Genomic DNA, 17,761 nt, shown 5'->3' with positions numbered 1-17,761 from the left:
ATGGCTGGAAAATCTGGAAGAAGTATTAACAATGTGCCGGAAAATCCGATGAAACACATCATATTCAGTTGGGAAGGCATCCTGGTCATTCTCTTTATCCTGGTAAATATTTTCTGCGCATCATTTTCTGAGTTTTATAATATGAAGAGTGTTCTTCGTCAGATGCCGGTTTACCTTGCAGAGGTATTCATGATGTTTCCAATGGCGTACATCCTGGTATTAGGCGAGATTGATATTTCCGTAGGTGCGATCGTGTGTCTCTCCGCTACCTTAAGCTGTATGGTCTGCAACACAAACGCTCCGTTCATTGTAGTAGTACTTACAGCACTGGTTGTTGGTGCCCTCTGTGGTGCGGTTAACGGATTTATCCTTACCCGTTTCAAGGAGCTGCCTCCAATGATCGTAACACTGGCAACACAGATCATCTTCCGTGGTATCGCTGAGGTAACACTTGGAGCCGGCGGAAGTATTGCGATCACAAACACAGATGGCTTCCGTGCTATCGGTGGAAAGGTTGGAAATATTCCATATATTCTTTTCCTGGTGCTGATCCTTGGTGTACTTTTTGCGATCTTTCTTGGAAAGAGTACATTTGGACGCCGTACATATGCGATCGGAACAAACCGTGTGGCAGCTTATTACGCAGGTGTTCACGTAGAGAAGATCCGTTTCATCATCTACACAGTTATGGGACTTATGTCCGGACTTTGCGCAGTATTCCTGGTATCCTCTTCCTACGGTGCAAATACAACAACCGGTAACGGATTTGAGATGGATGCCATTGCAATGGCAGTATTCGGAGGTATCTCCTCCACAGGTGGTAAAGGTAACCTGGCCGGCGGTATCATTTCTGCATTCATCATCGTATGCTTACGAGTTGGCCTTGGACAGAAGAACGTAAATGCTCAGGTGATCCTTCTCATCATCGGTGTACTTCTGGTAGCAGCAGTAGCTCTTCCGAATATCATCGGCGATGTGAAAAAAGCAGTCGCAATGAAGAAAAACTAAATATCACTTTTGAAACTCATATGATTGTTAGCTGCCTCCATTGGTGTAGCGGAGGCAGTAGCATATAAAAAAATTATATTCTTATAGGGAGGAACAACAATGAAAAAAAAGGTAATTAGCGCAATCCTTTGTGGAGCAATGGTTCTTGGTACAGTTTGCCCGGTTCTTGCAGCAGATGACAAATCCGAAGATACTAAGACAGAAGCAGCAGCTGGCGATTCTGCAAAAGGCAAAAAGATCGCTCTGGTTGGTAAAGCAGCCGGTAATGCATTCTTCGAGATCGCAGCGAAATCTTTCCAGGAGACAGTAGAGGCTGAAGGCGGCGAGGTTCAGGTCGTTTATCCTGAGACAGCTACAGCTGATGCGCAGATCAAGGTTCTTGACAACCTGATTTCTCAGGACTTCGATGCAATCTGTATCTCCGCTAACGATGTTAACGCTCTTCAGGCTAAGCTTGAGGAAGCTATGGATGAGGGAATCAAGGTATCTTCCTTCGACTCCGCACCGAACAAAGACAGCCGTGAGATTTTCGTAAACCAGGCTGGTACAAAAGAAGTTGCTCAGGCACTTATGGATGCAGTTCTTGATATTTCCGGTGGTGAGGGACAGTTCGCTATCCTTTCCGCTACATCTCAGTCCGCTAACCAGAACGCATGGATCGACGCGATGAAGACCATCATGGAAGGCGATGACAAATACAGCAAGCTTGAGCTTGTAGACGTTGTATACGGTGATGATGAGCCGCAGAAATCCACAGACCAGACAGCAGCTCTTCTTCAGAACTACAAGGATCTGAAGGTTATCTGCGCACCTACAACAGTTGGTATCGCAGCAGCTGCTAAATATCTTCAGGATAACGGATCTTCCTGCAAGCTGACAGGTCTTGGACTTCCATCCGAGATGCAGGAGTACACAGGTGATGATGATTCTCATTCCTGCCCATACTTCTATCTGTGGGATATGCAGGGCCTTGGAAAACTCAGTGCTTACACAACAATCGCTCTGATCAACGAAGACATCACAGGTGCTAAAGATGACAAATTCACAGCTGGTGACCTTGGTGACTACACAGTAACAGAGGCAGATGACGGCGGTACAGAGGTTGTTCTTGGTGCACCTCTGAAATTCGATACAAGCAACATCGAGGAGATGGCTAAGCTGTACTAATCAATCCTCAGATTGACTGTATAATCATATGATAAATCCTTTTGGGACAAGGCGGAGTCTTCGGACTCCGCCTTGTTTCGTATATTTGAATTTGGTGTATAGAAGGTTTCCGAAAAAATTTCAGTCTTTTGATTCTGGTTGTACTCTTATGGCTGCGGTGTTAAAATGAGGACAGCAGAATAGAAAACCATGAACAGATGAAGGAGCAAAACACATGCAGCAGGCATTACTGGATCAGCTGAGAAAGATCACAGAGGAAGAGAGAAAAATCCTGGATGGAGAAGCAGAGGTGGATAGAGATCTCTACACATCCGGTCGGGACTTTACTGTGGACAGCCGTAAAATGCTGAAAGAAGGCAGGCTGATCGCTGTGCGTACACACACCCGTTTTGTGTATTTTCCGGCTCACAGGCATAATTTTGTGGAAGTGCTGTATGTGTGTGAGGGATCTCTGACTAATATCATTGACGGAAAAAAAGTCATAGTTAACAAAGGCGAGCTGCTTTTTCTCAATCAGTTTACGAAGCATGAGATTCTGAAAGCGGGGCAGAATGATATTGCGATCAATTTTATGGTGCTGCCGGAGTTTTTTGATGTGGCCTATTCCATGGCGGGCAATGACAATATGCTGGCAGATTTTCTGGTGAATGTCCTGCGACAGGATGAAGAGCGTGGGGAATATCTTCATTTTAAGGTTGCGGAAGTGCTGCAGATCCAGAATCTTCTGGAAAATATCATCTATTCTCTTGTAAACGGTGAGGAGAACAGAGAGCGGATCAATCAGACCACAATGGGCCTGATATTCATGTATCTGATAGAATCGGTGCAGTATGTGGAGATGCGTCTGCCCAATCAGTACGAAAATATGATCTCTATGACAACACTGGATTATATTGAACAGAAATACCGGACTGCTACGCTGACGGAGCTTTGTGGTCGTCTGCATCTTCCCATGCATGTCCTCAGTAAGATGATCAAGAAAAGCACAGGGTTTAATTTCAAGGAACTTCTTCAGAGAAAACGTCTGAACAAGGCTGTAGAGCTGATGTGTGAAACAGATCTGCCTGTCAGTGACATCATTGCGGCTGTAGGCTATGAAAATAACAGTTATTTTCATCGGGTATTCAAGGAACATTATCACATGACACCACGGGCGTTCCGGGTGAAAAACAGTGAGAAAGAACAGGTGAGGCTGTAACAGCCTCACCTGTTTTTTTAAATATCATGGAATTGTCCGATCTTGTTTTTGATCCGCTGCATTTCGTTATCCATATCGATCACAGTGCGGGCGCAGTTCAGCAGTTCATTGCTGACATCCTCATAACCGTCCATTTCTTCGATATTCTGCTTGTAACGCAGCTGATGCTCCAGAGTTGCCCAGAAATCCATACCGTTGGTACGGATCTGGATCTCTGCACGCATGGGAGTTTTTCCCTTGGAGAAGAATACGGGGATTTCCACGATCATGTGATAACTGCGGTAGCCGTTTGGCTTTGGATTTTTGATATAGTCCTTTACCTGGATGACGGTAATGTCATCCTGCCTGGTGATCAGGTCTGCAATAGTGTAGATATCATCGATAAAGGCACAGACAACACGGATGCCTGCCACGTCATTCAGCTGATTCTGAATATTCTCCGCAGTAAACTCATAGCCGAGCTTTTTGAGCTTTTTGTAAATGCTTTCCGGCTTTTTGATCCTTGTTTTGATGAAGGAGATCGGGTTACGTTTATATTCCAATGAAAATTCATCGTTGAGGACTTCCAGCTTGGTGCGTACCTCACGGACCGTACATCGATACATCATCATCAGATCATTAAATTTTGCGGAATTTTTGATAAAAACCTGTGGATCAGGGGTATCCAGCCAGGTGTTTGTATTTCTTTCAGCCATAGTGTTTTTCTGGTGAAACTCCTTTCTTATGTAATATTTATAACAATTACTTTCATACAATTATAGAACAAAATGATATTTTTTTCAACATTTGTATTGACATATCAGAAAAGCTGTGCTATTTTATAGAAAAAGTTTAATTAAGTAAACCACTAAACCACTAAACCGTTGAAGCGGAGATAAAGATATTCATGCGCGCACAGAGAGTCCGGGAGGGTGAGAGCCGGGTCGAGAGGCAGTTTATCAAATGGACCGCAGAGGGCACAGGGAAAGATATTTTCGGGTATCAAGTATTCTGTGACGTGAGGGCATACGTCAGTTGCCGGGAATATGAAGGTATTCCGCCAAGTGCACGGGTCAGACCGTGAATCAGGGTGGCACCGCGGGTGATTTTGAATTTAGAGCTCGTCCCTGACAGAACCAGATTCTGTCGGAGACGGGCTTTTCTTTGATTTCATGAGCAAGCAGCGAATGCAGATCACGAATGTCCCGTCCTCCGGTAAGGAATGAAAAACTCAGGAGGGCCTGTATATGTATCCAACATTAGAAAAAATCAAAGAACTCGCACAGTCAGGCGAATACCGGCGAATCCCTGTATGCAGAGAGCTGTATTCCGACCGCTATACACCCGTAGAAGTCATGAGGACCTTACGCACAGCCAGCAGACATTGCTATCTTCTGGAAAGTGCCAGCCAGACAGAGGTATGGGGACGCTATTCCTTCCTGGGATATGAGCCATCCATGGAGATCACCTGTACAGACGGAAAGCTTCAGATCCGCAGGATCCATGAGGACGGAACTGAAGAAAAAACCGTACAGCAGGCGAAGCATCCGGGAGATGCTATTCGGGAGATCCTGAAAGAATACAAAAGCCCGGTGCTGGAAAATATGCCGACCTTTACCGGAGGTCTGGTAGGATATTTTTCCTACGATTATATTAAGTACAGCGAGCCGAAGCTGAAGCTTACCGACGAGACAGTACAGGATTTTCGGGACATGGATCTGATGCTTTTTGACCAGGTGATCGCCTTTGACCATTACAGACAGAAGGTGCTTCTGATCACCGGTGTGATGACGGATGATCCGGAAAATTCCTATCAGAAGGCGGAAGCAAAATTAAAAGAGATGGCAGATCTGATCCGAAACGGAAAACAGAAGGAATTTCCGTCTTTGAAACTGAAATCTTCCATTGAGCCGCAGTTCCCGAAAGCAAAATACTGTGAGATGGTTGAGAAAGCGAAGCATTACATACACGAAGGAGATATTTTCCAGGTGGTGCTCTCCAATCCGATGCGAGCGAAAGCAGAGGGAAGTCTGTTTGATACATACCGTGTTCTCAGGGCTACCAATCCTTCGCCGTATATGTTTTATTTTTCCAGTGATGATATTGAGATTGCAGGAGCCTCCCCGGAAACACTTGCCAGGCTTGCAGGAACAGAATTAAGTACCTTCCCGCTTGCAGGAACAAGACCAAGAGGCAAGACAAAAGAAGAAGACCTGGCGCTGGAAAAAGGACTCCTGGCTGATGAGAAGGAACGTGCCGAGCATAACATGCTGGTGGATCTTGGTCGAAATGATATCGGAAAGATCAGTAAGATCGGTACCGTGAACGTAGAAAAATATATGTGCATCGAGCGTTTTTCTCATGTGATGCATATTGGTTCCACAGTTACCGGCCAGATCCGGAATGACAGGGATGCGGTGGATGCAGTGGATGCCATCCTTCCGGCAGGAACACTTTCCGGAGCACCGAAATTCCGTGCCTGCCAGATCATCCAGGAACTGGAACAGAGCAAGCGAGGCATTTACGGCGGTGCTATCGGATATCTGGATTTTGCCGGAAACCTGGATACCTGTATTGCCATTCGCCTGGTTTATAAGAAAAACGGTGAGATCTGTATCCGGTCAGGAGCAGGGATCGTAGCAGACAGTATTCCGGAAAGTGAATTTCAGGAGTGCTGCAACAAGGCAAGAGCCGTTGTACAGGCAATTGAAACTGCACAGGAGGGACTGGAATGATAGTACTGATCGATAATTATGATAGCTTTTCCTACAATGTTTACCAGCTGATCGGTTATGTGGAGCCGGATATCAAAGTGGTAAGAAATGATGAAGTGACCATCAAAGAGCTGGAGGCCATGAAGCCGGAGGCATTGATCCTTTCCCCTGGTCCGGGAAAACCGGAGGATGCGGGAATCTGTATTGAATCCATAAAATATTTCAAAGACAAGCTGCCGATCCTGGGTATCTGCCTTGGACATCAGTCCATCTGTGAAGCCTTCGGAGGGACAGTATCCTACGCAAAAGAGCTGATGCACGGAAAGCAGAAAGAGATACATAAAGTTGGAAAGAGCCGGATGTTTGAAGGACTTCCGGAAACTTTTCCGGCAGCCAGATATCACTCACTGGCAGCTATCCGGGATACTTTACCGGAGAAACTGGTTGTTACCGCTGAGTCTGAGGACGGAGAGGTGATGGCACTGGAGCATAAAGAATATCCGATATTCGGATTACAGTTCCATCCGGAATCTGTTATGACACCGGATGGAAAAACAATGATCGAGAACTTTATGAAGGTTATCAGAGACAGATAAGACCGAGAACAGCAATCCATAAAAGATAGAATCGTTACAGAACAGGAGGAAACAACAATGATCAAAGAAGCAATCATCAAGCTTTCAAAAAAAGAAGATCTTACATATGACGAAGCAGAAGCCGTAATGAATGAGATTATGGACGGAGCGGCAACACCGGTACAGATGGCATCCTACCTTACTGCACTTTCCCTGAAAGGAGAGACTATTGATGAGATCACTGCATCAGCAGCCGGAATGCGTGCACACTGCATCAAGCTTCTCCACGATATGAATGTTCTGGAGATCGTAGGAACCGGTGGTGACGGAGCAAACTCCTTTAACATTTCCACGACATCTTCTCTTGTGATCGCAGCAGGTGGCGTTCCGGTAGCAAAACACGGAAACCGTGCAGCATCTTCCAAGAGCGGTGCAGCAGATGTTCTGGAAGCACTTGGCGTAAAGATCACCATCCCGCCGGAAAAAAGTGCAGAGATCCTGAAAAAGATTAACATCTGTTTCCTGTTCGCCCAGAATTATCATATTGCCATGAAATATGTGGCACCGATCCGTAAAGAGCTGGGAATCCGCACGGTATTTAATATCCTCGGACCATTAAGCAACCCGGCAGGCGCAAACATGGAGCTGATGGGAGTCTTTGACCAGTCTCTGGTAGAGCCGCTGGCACAGGTTATGATGAAGCTTGGCGTGAACCGCGGAATGGTAGTTTTCGGGCAGGATAAGCTGGATGAGATCTCCATGAGCGCACCGACTTCTGTGTGCGAGATCAAGGACGGATGGTTCCAGTCCTATGAGATCACACCGGAGCAGTTCGGCTATACACGCTGCAGCAAAGAAGATCTGGCAGGCGGCACACCGGCAGAGAACGCAGAGATCACAAAAGCCATTGTAAACGGAAACGAAAAAGGCCCGAAGCGTCAGGCGGTCTGCATGAACGCAGGTGCAGCACTTTATATCGCCGGAAAGGCAGAGAGCCTGGAAGCCGGCGTAAGAAAGGCTGAAAACCTGATCGACAGTGGTGCAGCTGCTGCTAAGCTTGCGGAATTTATCAAATTAAGTAACGAGATTTGAAAATAATAGCGGCAGAAGAGAAATCGGCAATCCCTATCGGAAGAGATACGAACGGAAACATTAATCGGTCAGACTTCTTGAAATTGCCGAATGAGAGTTGAACTGAAATATCAAGGAGACAAACAAAGAATGAGCGAAAAAAACATTCTGGAGGAAATCGCAGAAAAAACAAGAGAACGTATCCGGAAGGAAAAACTTCAGTTTCCCCTGGATCAGCTGAAAATCCTGGCAGAAAAAGCACCACAGCAGCCGTCCTTTCTGGAAGCGTTGAAAAAGCCGGGTATGTCCTACATCTGTGAAGTAAAAAAAGCTTCCCCCTCCAAGGGGCTGATCGCACCGGAATTTCCGTATCTGGAAATTGCGAAAGAATACGAGGCAGCAGGTGCATCTGCGATCTCCTGCCTCACAGAGCCATTTTATTTCATGGGAAGTGACACTTATCTCCGTGAGATCACAGAAACAGTGGATATTCCGGTTCTTCGGAAGGACTTCACGGTGGATAAGTACATGATCTATCAGGCAAAAGCATTCGGTGCATCGGCTTTACTTCTGATCTGTGCTATCTTAAATGACCAGGAACTCCTGGAATACCGAGAGCTTGCAGAAACTCTGGGAATGGATGCACTGGTGGAAGCTCATGACGAGAATGAAGTGGCAAGAGCATTAAAGACAGGTGCAAAGATCGTCGGTGTAAACAACCGTGATCTGAAAACCTTTAAGGTTGATATGAATAACAGCATCCGTCTTCGAAACCTGGCATCGGACAATGTGGTATTTGTGTCTGAGAGCGGAATCAAAAACGCAGGTGATATCGCTATCCTGGAAAGAAACCGGGTAGGTGCAGTCCTGATCGGTGAGACCCTGATGCGAAGCCCGGATAAGAAAGCAGCATTGGAAAATCTGAATGGTGGAGCGCTTGTATAAAGGCCAAACGAAAGAATAGAGCAAATAAGTAACAGAGCTGACCAGCAGCAAATAGTAACGAAACAGGAAGGGGCAGGGTCAGACAGAAAGGGCAGGATTGGCTGAATATGAGAGAACAACCGTTGAAACATGGGAGCAGAATCAGGATCAAGATCTGCGGCCTGACCCGCCCGGAAGATATCCAGGCAGTTAACCAGGCTAAACCGGACTTTGTAGGATTCATTGTAGAATTCCCAAAAAGCAGAAGAAGCGTCACCGTGGAGCAATTGAAGGCTCTCCGGGAAAAACTGGATGAGAGCATTTTGCCGGTAGGCGTATTTGTCAATGCACCGGTGGGGCTTCCCGCACAGCTTTTAAATGAAGGAACCATTGCCCTGGCACAGCTTCACGGACAGGAAGACGAGAATTATATAAGACAGCTTAGGATCATGACAGACCAGCTTCTGATAAAGGCTTTTTCTATAAAAACAGAAGCAGATATAAAGAAAGCGATCCGTTCGGAAGCAGACTATATTCTTCTGGATCAGGGCGCAGGAGGAACTGGAGAAACTTTCGACTGGAGCCTGGTACCGGCGATCAAACGTCCCTGGTTTCTGGCAGGAGGTCTGGGCTGTGAAAATCTGGAATCAGCCATACATCTGCTTCACCCCTGGGCAGTAGATTTAAGCAGCAGTGTAGAAACCGGTGGTCACAAAGACCCGGATAAAATATTAGAAGCAGTATACGCAGTAAGGAGCATAAAGGAGGAAATATAACATGTCAAAAGGAAGATTCGGCATCCATGGCGGACAGTACATCCCGGAAACACTGATGAACGCCGTTCTGGAGCTTGAGGAAGCATACAACCATTACAAAAACGACCCGGAATTCAACCGTGAGCTCACAGAGCTTCTGAATGAATATGCAGGAAGACCCTCCCGTCTTTACTATGCGGCACATATGACCGAGGACCTTGGCGGAGCTAAGATCTATCTGAAACGGGAGGATCTGAACCACACAGGAGCCCACAAGATCAACAACGTACTCGGTCAGGTGCTCCTGGCGAAAAAAATGGGCAAGACACGTGTGATCGCTGAGACAGGAGCCGGACAGCATGGTGTTGCAACTGCAACCGCAGCAGCTTTGATGGGTATGGAATGTGAAGTTTTCATGGGAAAAGAAGACACGGAACGTCAGGCCCTGAATGTTTACAAAATGCGTCTCCTCGGAGCAAAAGTCCATGCAGTCACAAGCGGGACCGCAACCTTAAAGGATGCTGTTTCGGAGACCATGCGTGAGTGGACAAACCGTATTGCAGATACCCATTATGTACTGGGATCTGTTATGGGACCGCACCCGTTCCCAACTATCGTACGTGATTTCCAGGCAGTGATCTCCAGGGAGATCAAAGAACAGATGCTGGAAAAAGAGGGCAGACTTCCGGATGTTGTCCTGGCCTGTGTGGGTGGCGGTTCCAATGCTATCGGAACCTTCTACAATTTCATTGAGGACAAAAACGTTCGTCTCATCGGCTGTGAGGCAGCAGGACGTGGCGTAAATACTGCGGAAACTGCGGCAACCATCGCAACCGGTCGTCTCGGAATCTTCCATGGTATGAAATCCTACTTCTGCCAGGATGAGTACGGACAGATCGCACCGGTATACTCCATCTCCGCAGGTCTTGATTATCCGGGTGTAGGTCCGGAGCATGCACACCTTTATGATATCGGAAGAGCAGAGTACGTGCCTGTTACAGATGACGAAGCAGTAGATGCTTTTGAATATCTTTCCAGAACAGAAGGAATTATTCCTGCGATCGAAAGTGCTCATGCAGTGGCTTATGCGAAAAAGATCGCACCGACACTTGGAAAGGACAAGATCATGGTAGTTACTGTTTCAGGACGTGGAGATAAGGACTGTGCGGCGATCGCCCGCTACAGAGGGGAGGATATTCATGAATAGAATTACAGAAGCATTTGCAAACGGAAAAGCATTTATTCCTTTTTTGGCCTGCGGAGATCCGTCTCTGGAGGTAACAGAGCAACTGGTTTATGCAATGGAAGAAGCAGGAGCAGATCTGATCGAGCTTGGAATCCCGTTCTCAGATCCTACCGCAGAGGGACCTGTGATCCAGGAAGCCAATGTTCGGGCACTTGCAGGCGGCGTGACTACAGATAAAGTTTTTGCAATGGTAGAAAAAATCCGTAAAAACACAAAAATCCCAATGGTATTTATGACCTACGCAAACGTAGTATTTTCTTACGGAACAGAGCGTTTTATCAGGAAAGCAGCAGAAGTTGGAATGGATGGACTGATCCTTCCGGATGTTCCGTTTGAGGAAAAAGAAGAGTTTGATGTTGTGTGCAAACAGTATGGCCTTGATCTGATCTCCCTGATCGCACCGACCTCCCATGAGCGGATCGCCATGATCGCAAAAGAGGCGGAAGGTTTTGTTTACTGCGTATCTTCCCTTGGGGTAACAGGAATGCGTACCAGCATTACCACAGATATCGGAGCTATGGTGAAGCTGGTAAAAGCCCAGAAAGATATTCCATGTGCAGTAGGATTCGGAATCTCTACACCGGAGCAGGCAAAAAAGATGGCGGATCAGTCGGACGGTGCCATTGTAGGATCTGCCATTGTGAAGCTTTGTGGTGCCTACGGCAAAGACTGCGTGCCGAAGGTGAAGGCTTATGTGAAAGAGATGAAGGATGCGATCAGATAAATTTCCGGTTGAAATCGGAACACAGATCACAAAGTGTAATAAAAATCTGCTTTATCCAAAAAAAGGGTAAAGCAGATTTTTTTCGTGCTGAGCAGATTTCGGAGAAATTACAGAAAATATCTACTTGACAGTTAGAGACCAGGTGATAGATGATATAAAAAAAGGTGAGGAGGAAATTGGGGATGAATCGGGAGGAAGCAAAGGAAAAAGCAGAAGTGCTGGTTGCCAGAATGACGCTGGAGGAAAAAGCCAGTCAGTTAAGGTACGATGCACCTGCAATAAAAAGACTGGGAATTCCGGCATATAACTGGTGGAATGAGGGACTTCACGGTGTTGCCAGAGCAGGGCAGGCAACGGTTTTTCCACAGGCGATCGGAATGGCGGCAACTTTTGATAGGAAAAGCGTGGCAGAGATGGCCGGTATCGTGGCAACAGAGGGCAGAGCAAAGTATAATGCATATTCCGTAAACGGTGACAGAGATATTTATAAGGGATTGACGTTCTGGTCTCCTAATGTCAATATTTTTCGTGATCCACGATGGGGTAGAGGCCATGAAACTTATGGGGAAGATCCGTATCTTACAAAAGAACTTGGAGTTTCCTTTGTAAAAGCACTTCAGGGAAATGGGGATACAATGAAGGCAGCAGCCTGTGCCAAACATTTTGCAGTACATTCCGGGCCGGAGGCACTTCGTCATGAATTTGATGCGGAAGCATCCGCAAAAGATATGGAAGAAACGTATCTGCCGGCATTTGAAGGTCTGGTAAAAGAAGCGAAAGTAGAAGCGGTTATGGGAGCTTATAACCGGACAAACGGGGAACCCTGCTGCGGAAGTCCCACATTACAGAAAAAACTCAGAGGCGAATGGAAATTTCAGGGGCATTTTGTATCAGACTGCTGGGCGATCCGTGATTTTCACGAACACCATATGGTAACGGATACAGCCGTTGAATCTGCAGCACTGGCTATTAATAATGGTTGTGACCTGAATTGTGGAAACACCTATCTTCACATTATGAAAGCATACGAAAAAGGGCTTGTCACAGAAGAAACCATAACCCAGGCAGCAGTGCGGCTTTTTACTACAAGGTATCTGCTGGGGTTGTTTGATGGAAGCGAATATGACAATATCTCCTACCTGGAGGTGGAATCTCCCGGGAATCTGTCTGCAGCGGAGAAAGCAGCGGAAAAAAGTTTTGTTTTGCTGAAAAATAACGGGATTCTTCCGCTTGATAAAGAAAAACTGAAAACAATAGGAATTATTGGACCAAATGCAGACAGCAGACAGGCGCTGATCGGTAATTATCACGGGACAGCTTCCAGGTATATTACCATACAGGAAGGCATCCAGGATTATGTGGGAGACGATGTAAGGATCCTTACTTCCAGAGGCTGTGATCTGTTCCGAGACCGGACGGAGCACCTTGCGTTTACCAGAGATCGTATTACGGAAGCAAAGATGGTTGCGGAAAACAGCGATGTAGTGATCTTATGTATGGGACTGGATGAGACACTGGAAGGAGAAGAAGGAGATACCGGAAACAGCTATGTATCGGGAGATAAAGAAGATATTGAACTTCCCGGAGTACAGCGGGAACTGATGGAAGTAATCGCAGACACCGGAAAACCGGTAGTATTCTGTCTGCTGGCAGGAAGTGACCTTGATCTGAAATATGCGGCAGAGAAATTTGATGCAGTCATGATGCTGTGGTACCCTGGATGCCAGGGTGGGAAGGCAGCGGCAAAGGTAATGTTTGGAGAAATCTCGCCATCAGGAAAACTTCCGGTGACATTTTATGAAAGTCTGGAAGAACTTCCGGATTTTACCGATTATTCCATGAAAGGCAGAACATATCGCTATATGGAACGAAAAGCACAGTTTCCTTTTGGATATGGTCTGACATACAGTAATGTGGCAGTAGATAAAGCAGGGGTCAAAACATGTGGACAGAAGGTAAACGTGGAGGTAGAAGTGCGGAATAACGGCGCATATGATACAGAGGATGTTGTTCAGATCTATGTAAAAAATATCGACAGCAAAAACGCCATTCCCAATCCGATGCTGGCCGGTTTTCAGCGGATATTCCTGAAGGCGGGAGAATGCCGAAAAATAGAAATCCCAATATGGGAAAAAGCATTCACCGTAGTAGATGAAATGGGGAAACGGATGGAAGAAGGAAAGAAATTTGAAATTTATGCAGGCTGCAGCCAACCGGATGAAAAAAGCAAAGAACTGACCGGAATCATGCCGGTAAAGATCATCTGGGAAAAATAATAAGAAAATCTAAAGCAACAGGAGGGCGATGAATCAGGCAGCGCCCTCCCTTCATATCTACCGCATAAACAACCGTACCATTTTCTCATAAATCTTCCGATATTTCTGATATCTCATAGGAAGATCGATCCAGGTCTTTTTATCTACAATACTCTTATAATGAGAGAATGTTCGGAAGCCGTCGATGCCATGATAGGATCCCATACCGCTCTCACCAAAGCCGCCGAACCCCATATTGCTGGTTGCCAGATGTATGAGGACATCGTTGATACAGCCACCGCCGAAACCACATCGGGAAGTAACTTCCCGGGCATTTTTTTCATCTTCGGTGAAGATATAAAGAGCCAGCGGATGTGCCATGGAATTGATCTTTGTTACGGCACCTCCGAGAGAGTCATAGGTGAGGACCGGAAGTACCGGGCCGAAGATTTCCTGCTGCATGACCGGATCATCGAAGGTTACGTTGTCAAGAACCGTTGGCTCGATCTGAAGTGTTTCACGGCTGGAACCACCGCCGCAGACAGTTTTGGCAGGATCGATCAGACTGTTGATACGGTCGAAATGCTTTTCGTTGATGATCTTTCCGTAATTCCGGTTTTTCAGAGGTTCTTTTCCATACTGGCGTGTGATCTGTCTGCGAAGCTCTGCGATCAGGGCTTCTTTGATCTCCGGATCACAGTAGATGTAGTCCGGAGCCACGCAGGTCTGGCCGCAGTTCAGAAACTTGCCGAAGACGATACGTTTTGCCGCAAGGCGGAGATTGGCTGTTTTGTCCACGATGCAGGGGCTTTTTCCACCCAGCTCCAGAGTGACTGGTGTGAGGTATTCGGAAGCCTTTCTCATGACCTCTTTTCCCACAGACTGGCTTCCTGTGAAGAAGATGTAATCAAAGTGCAGACTGAGAAGATGTGTGTTTTCCGCACGTCCGCCTGTGACAGTTGCAACGTATTTTTCATCGAAACATTCATGGATGAGAAGACGGATCACTTCGCTTGTTGCCGGTGAGTAGGCACTTGGTTTCAGGATGACTGTGTTTCCGGCTGCAATGGCGTCTACCAGTGGTTCTATGGTGAGAAGAAACGGATAGTTCCACGGACTCATAATGAGAACAACACCGTAGGGGGATGGTTTGCGGAAACTGTGGGAATGGAACTGTGCCAGTGGAGTCGGAACGGTCTGTTCTTTTGCGTAGGAGCGGATATTTTTCAGCATATGTGTGATCTCGGAGAGCACCAGTCCGGTCTCACACATATAGCTTTCGAAATTACTTTTTCCCAGATCCTTTTTCAGCGCGGCGTGGATCTGATCTTCGTGTTTCCGGATGGAAGCGCGGAGACGTTTCAGGGCGCTGATGCGAAAATCAAGGTCAAGAGTTGCGCCGGAGTAGAAGTACTGGCGCTGTTTATCTAAAAGCTGGTTGATCTGTTCTTTTTCCATGGAATTGTAGTCCTTTCTGAAAAAACTGTATTCGAAATATCGAAAAAATCTTTCTATGCCAATGGCTGTTTTAGCAATTGCCTGCCGGAGGCATCAGTCTGTAATACAGTGTCTCAAGTTCGCCGGCATCCATCAGCACAGGAACCGGGTACAGAGGATTGGCTTCTTTATCTGCGTAATGGGCAAGCTCCGGGATGTCCGTTTCCTGGATTTCCGGGATATAGTCTCCGATGCCATAGCGTTTTTTCATATCTTTTATTGCATCAATAAACATCCGGGCAGCAGTTTTATCGTCCTCATGTTTATCGCAGAGACCGGCAGTTACGGCAAGGTTGCGGAGTTTGTGAGTGATGGAATCTCCGTATGTTTCCAGTACCATAGGAAGGATCACTGCATTGGCAAGCCCATGTGGAACATTATATTTTCCGCCGAGGGAATGTGCAATTGCGTGGACATATCCAACGTAGGATTTGGTGAAGGCACAGCCTGCGAAATAGGAGGCGCGGAGCATATTTCGTCTTGCTTCAATATTATTGCCGTCTGTGTAGGCGGTATCCAGATTTTCAAAGATCAGTCTGACAGCATCCAGGGCATTTTTTCTTGTGCCAGGTGTAGTGGAATTTCCAATGTAGGCTTCCACCGCGTGAGTCAGGGCATCCATGCCGGTGGTAGCTGTGATAAACGGCGGAAGGCTTAAAGTCACTTTCGGGTCAAGGACTGCGTAGCGTGGGATCAGCGGAAAATCGTTGATGGCATATTTGTGCCGTGTTTCTGCATCGGTAATGACAGCAGCAAGTGTTGTTTCACTTCCTGTTCCTGCAGTCGTGGGGATGGCGATGAGAAGAGGAAGCTTTTTGTGGATCTTCAGGATTCCCTTCATCTGAGCAAGAGACTGGTGTGGCTTGGCAATGCGGGCTGCTGTGGCTTTTGCACAGTCCATACTGGAACCTCCGCCGAAGCCGATGATCGCCTGGCAGTCATTGTCCAGATACATGTGAAGGGCTTCGTCCACATTGACGGTTGTTGGATTGGCAACGGTTTTGTCGTAGATGTGGTAAGAGATGCAGCTTCGCTTCAGTGTCTGCTCCAGCCTTTCTGTAAGGCCAAGGCTTCGGATCCCTGCATCTGTGATGATGAGTACATTGTTATAGTTTCTTTTTTCCAGAACTTCCGGAATACCTTTGACGCTTCCGATGATCTTCGGATTGCGGTAAGGAAGCAGTGGAAGGGCGAATTTAAAGACATTCTGGAAAACCCGGCAGTAAGCTTTTTTTAATGGATTCATGGTAGTTTTCGTTCCTTTTAAAGTCAAATTATTTTATTCTAAATATTATATATAGCAGTTGGAAGGGGAAAAGTCAAGGTTGCCGTTTATGGAAGTGCATCGCGAAGCGTGTTGCTGAGAACAGAGTAACCGTAACGTCATAAAAAAGAAAACAGGAAAATATAATATTGTCATGGTTGTAAATATCCTTTACACTAAGGGAGTCAAACAGAATCATTATGCAAGGATTGGATATCCAGCGGAAGGCAAATGTCCGCAGGATAGATATTGATCACGGAGGAAATCATGCCAGAAACAGACACATCCGCAAAAAATCCTCTTCATGTATCCGAAGTGGATGATAATTTAAAAGAATTAAGCCCTCACGGTTCCTTTGAGCTGCCGGTGGAAACCTATATGGCGAACTGTGAGATCTTTCATGCATTGTATGACCACTGGCACAGTGAGATGGAGATCATGTATATTGAAAAAGGCAGTGGCTTTGCCAGACTGAACCGGGAGAGCATCCGCCTGAAAAAGGGGGATATCCTGATCGTGAACTGCGGAGTTCTCCATAGTATGCGCACGGATCTTAAGAAGCCTCTTTATTATAAGAGTGTGGTTTTCAGCCTGGGCTTCCTTGCAGGTCAGCCGGGAGATATCTGCCAGGAATGTGTGGTATCACCATTAATAGAAAACAAGGCAGAATTCTGCCATCATATAGAAGAAGGAGATTCCGGATATGAGAAGCTACGGGAAATTTTTCTGGAGATCCATGACTGTCATACGGAGAAGAAGCCATATTTCTATGTGAAGTTGAAAATGCTGTTCTTTGATTTCTTTTATGAGATGCTGACGAAGCATTATATTATCCCGGTAAGCACAGAGCAGAACAAGAGCCTTGCAGCAGTAAAGAAAGTGCTGGATCATATCAGCCTTCACTACCAGGAGAATCTTACTGTTTCAGAGCTTTCCGGACTTTCCAATTACAGTGAGTATTATTTTATGAAGCTTTTCCGCCAGTATACGGGAAAAACCCTGGTGGAATACATCAATGACTTCCGTATGGAGAAGGCGAAGTATCTTCTTACGCATTCCGATGCACCTGTGACGGAGATCGCCATGCAGGTGGGATTTAACAGTACAAGTTATTTTATAAAGAAATTTCAGCAGTCCAATAAGGTTTCACCGCATAAGTACAGGAAGAGTATGAGACAGATCTGAGACAGATCCCGAAACAACCGCATATGTACCGGTTATGTTTTTATGCAGAGCTACAGTAAAAAGTGAAAAACAGTCTGACAAATATCTTGCATATCATGACAGGATTGTTATATTTTTGAAAAGAAATGCGTGATATCCTAATATCATCAAAAACAAAGCAAACAACCTTGTAAAAACATATTTCATCCCATCAAGATCC

Annotated in this window: 15 protein-coding genes; 12 read left to right on the top strand and 3 right to left on the bottom strand. The window is 46.2% G+C overall.

Annotated features, from left to right (window positions below; translation table 11 throughout):
* From DWW77_RS07535 to DWW77_RS07525, 3 genes are all read left to right on the top strand, one after another.
* Positions 1 to 1,008, top strand: coding sequence for an ABC transporter permease (locus DWW77_RS07535; RefSeq protein WP_092068559.1), 1,008 nt, complete (start codon positions 1 to 3; stop codon positions 1,006 to 1,008).
* A gap of 99 nt (positions 1,009 to 1,107) precedes the next feature.
* Positions 1,108 to 2,175: a substrate-binding domain-containing protein gene (locus tag DWW77_RS07530; RefSeq protein WP_022427045.1), complete on the top strand. Its 1,068-nt coding sequence runs from the start codon at positions 1,108 to 1,110 to the stop codon at positions 2,173 to 2,175.
* A 214-nt stretch (positions 2,176 to 2,389) separates the two neighbouring features.
* The gene (locus DWW77_RS07525) at positions 2,390 to 3,373 is read left to right on the top strand and encodes an AraC family transcriptional regulator (protein ID WP_092068556.1); all 984 of its coding nucleotides are present in this window, start codon (positions 2,390 to 2,392) and stop codon (positions 3,371 to 3,373) included.
* A gap of 17 nt (positions 3,374 to 3,390) precedes the next feature.
* Here the strand turns inward: DWW77_RS07525 and DWW77_RS07520 are convergent, their stop codons facing one another.
* Positions 3,391 to 4,068 carry a GTP pyrophosphokinase gene (locus DWW77_RS07520; RefSeq protein WP_015527292.1) on the bottom strand — a complete coding sequence of 226 codons (678 nt, stop codon included), beginning with the start codon at positions 4,066 to 4,068 and terminating at the stop codon, positions 3,391 to 3,393.
* A 531-nt stretch (positions 4,069 to 4,599) separates the two neighbouring features.
* On the opposite strand from DWW77_RS07520, the gene trpE reads away from it, so the two are divergent.
* From trpE to DWW77_RS07475, 8 genes are all read left to right on the top strand, one after another.
* Positions 4,600 to 6,087 (top strand): anthranilate synthase component I, encoded by a 1,488-nt coding sequence (gene trpE / locus DWW77_RS07510; RefSeq protein WP_118608412.1) that lies wholly within the window; start codon positions 4,600 to 4,602, stop codon positions 6,085 to 6,087.
* On the top strand, positions 6,084 to 6,662 hold the full coding sequence (locus DWW77_RS07505; RefSeq protein WP_118608411.1) for an anthranilate synthase component II: 579 nt from the start codon (positions 6,084 to 6,086) through the stop codon (positions 6,660 to 6,662). The genes trpE and DWW77_RS07505 overlap by 4 nt, the downstream gene beginning before the upstream one ends.
* Before the next feature lie 57 nt (positions 6,663 to 6,719).
* Positions 6,720 to 7,733 carry an anthranilate phosphoribosyltransferase gene (gene trpD, locus DWW77_RS07500; protein WP_118368707.1) on the top strand — a complete coding sequence of 338 codons (1,014 nt, stop codon included), beginning with the start codon at positions 6,720 to 6,722 and terminating at the stop codon, positions 7,731 to 7,733.
* A gap of 129 nt (positions 7,734 to 7,862) precedes the next feature.
* Entirely contained in the window at positions 7,863 to 8,657 is a 795-nt protein-coding gene (gene trpC, locus DWW77_RS07495) for an indole-3-glycerol phosphate synthase TrpC (RefSeq protein WP_015527288.1), read from the top strand.
* A gap of 107 nt (positions 8,658 to 8,764) precedes the next feature.
* Positions 8,765 to 9,412 (top strand): phosphoribosylanthranilate isomerase, encoded by a 648-nt coding sequence (locus DWW77_RS07490; RefSeq protein WP_118608410.1) that lies wholly within the window; start codon positions 8,765 to 8,767, stop codon positions 9,410 to 9,412.
* Position 9,413: 1 nt separating this feature from the next.
* Positions 9,414 to 10,598, top strand: a complete 1,185-nt coding sequence (gene trpB, locus DWW77_RS07485) for a tryptophan synthase subunit beta (protein ID WP_118608409.1) — start codon at positions 9,414 to 9,416, stop codon at positions 10,596 to 10,598.
* A complete protein-coding gene (gene trpA / locus DWW77_RS07480; RefSeq protein ID WP_118608408.1) occupies positions 10,591 to 11,361 on the top strand; it encodes a tryptophan synthase subunit alpha in 771 nt (256 codons plus the stop codon). Before trpB ends, trpA begins: the two co-directional genes overlap by 8 nt.
* 182 nt (positions 11,362 to 11,543) lie before the next feature.
* Complete coding sequence (locus tag DWW77_RS07475; RefSeq protein WP_118608407.1) at positions 11,544 to 13,637, top strand: glycoside hydrolase family 3 C-terminal domain-containing protein; 2,094 nt, start codon at positions 11,544 to 11,546, stop codon at positions 13,635 to 13,637.
* A gap of 57 nt (positions 13,638 to 13,694) precedes the next feature.
* On the opposite strand, the gene DWW77_RS07470 is transcribed toward DWW77_RS07475, so the two are convergent.
* Both DWW77_RS07470 and DWW77_RS07465 read right to left on the bottom strand, forming a co-directional pair.
* Positions 13,695 to 15,074: an aldehyde dehydrogenase gene (locus DWW77_RS07470; protein WP_118608406.1), complete on the bottom strand. Its 1,380-nt coding sequence runs from the start codon at positions 15,072 to 15,074 to the stop codon at positions 13,695 to 13,697.
* A gap of 70 nt (positions 15,075 to 15,144) precedes the next feature.
* A complete protein-coding gene (locus DWW77_RS07465; protein ID WP_092068531.1) occupies positions 15,145 to 16,359 on the bottom strand; it encodes an iron-containing alcohol dehydrogenase in 1,215 nt (404 codons plus the stop codon).
* 285 nt (positions 16,360 to 16,644) lie between these two features.
* On the opposite strand from DWW77_RS07465, the gene DWW77_RS07460 reads away from it, so the two are divergent.
* Positions 16,645 to 17,562, top strand: coding sequence for an AraC family transcriptional regulator (locus DWW77_RS07460; RefSeq protein WP_092068528.1), 918 nt, complete (start codon positions 16,645 to 16,647; stop codon positions 17,560 to 17,562).
* Positions 17,563 to 17,761 lie beyond the last annotated feature (199 nt).

It is taken from the genome of Ruminococcus sp. AF17-12, from assembly GCF_003479245.1.
Taxonomy (GTDB): Bacteria; Bacillota; Clostridia; order Lachnospirales; family Lachnospiraceae; genus Blautia_A; species Blautia_A fusiformis.
Note: the sequence above shows the minus strand (reverse complement) of the source record. Positions and strands in the feature narration are given on the sequence as shown.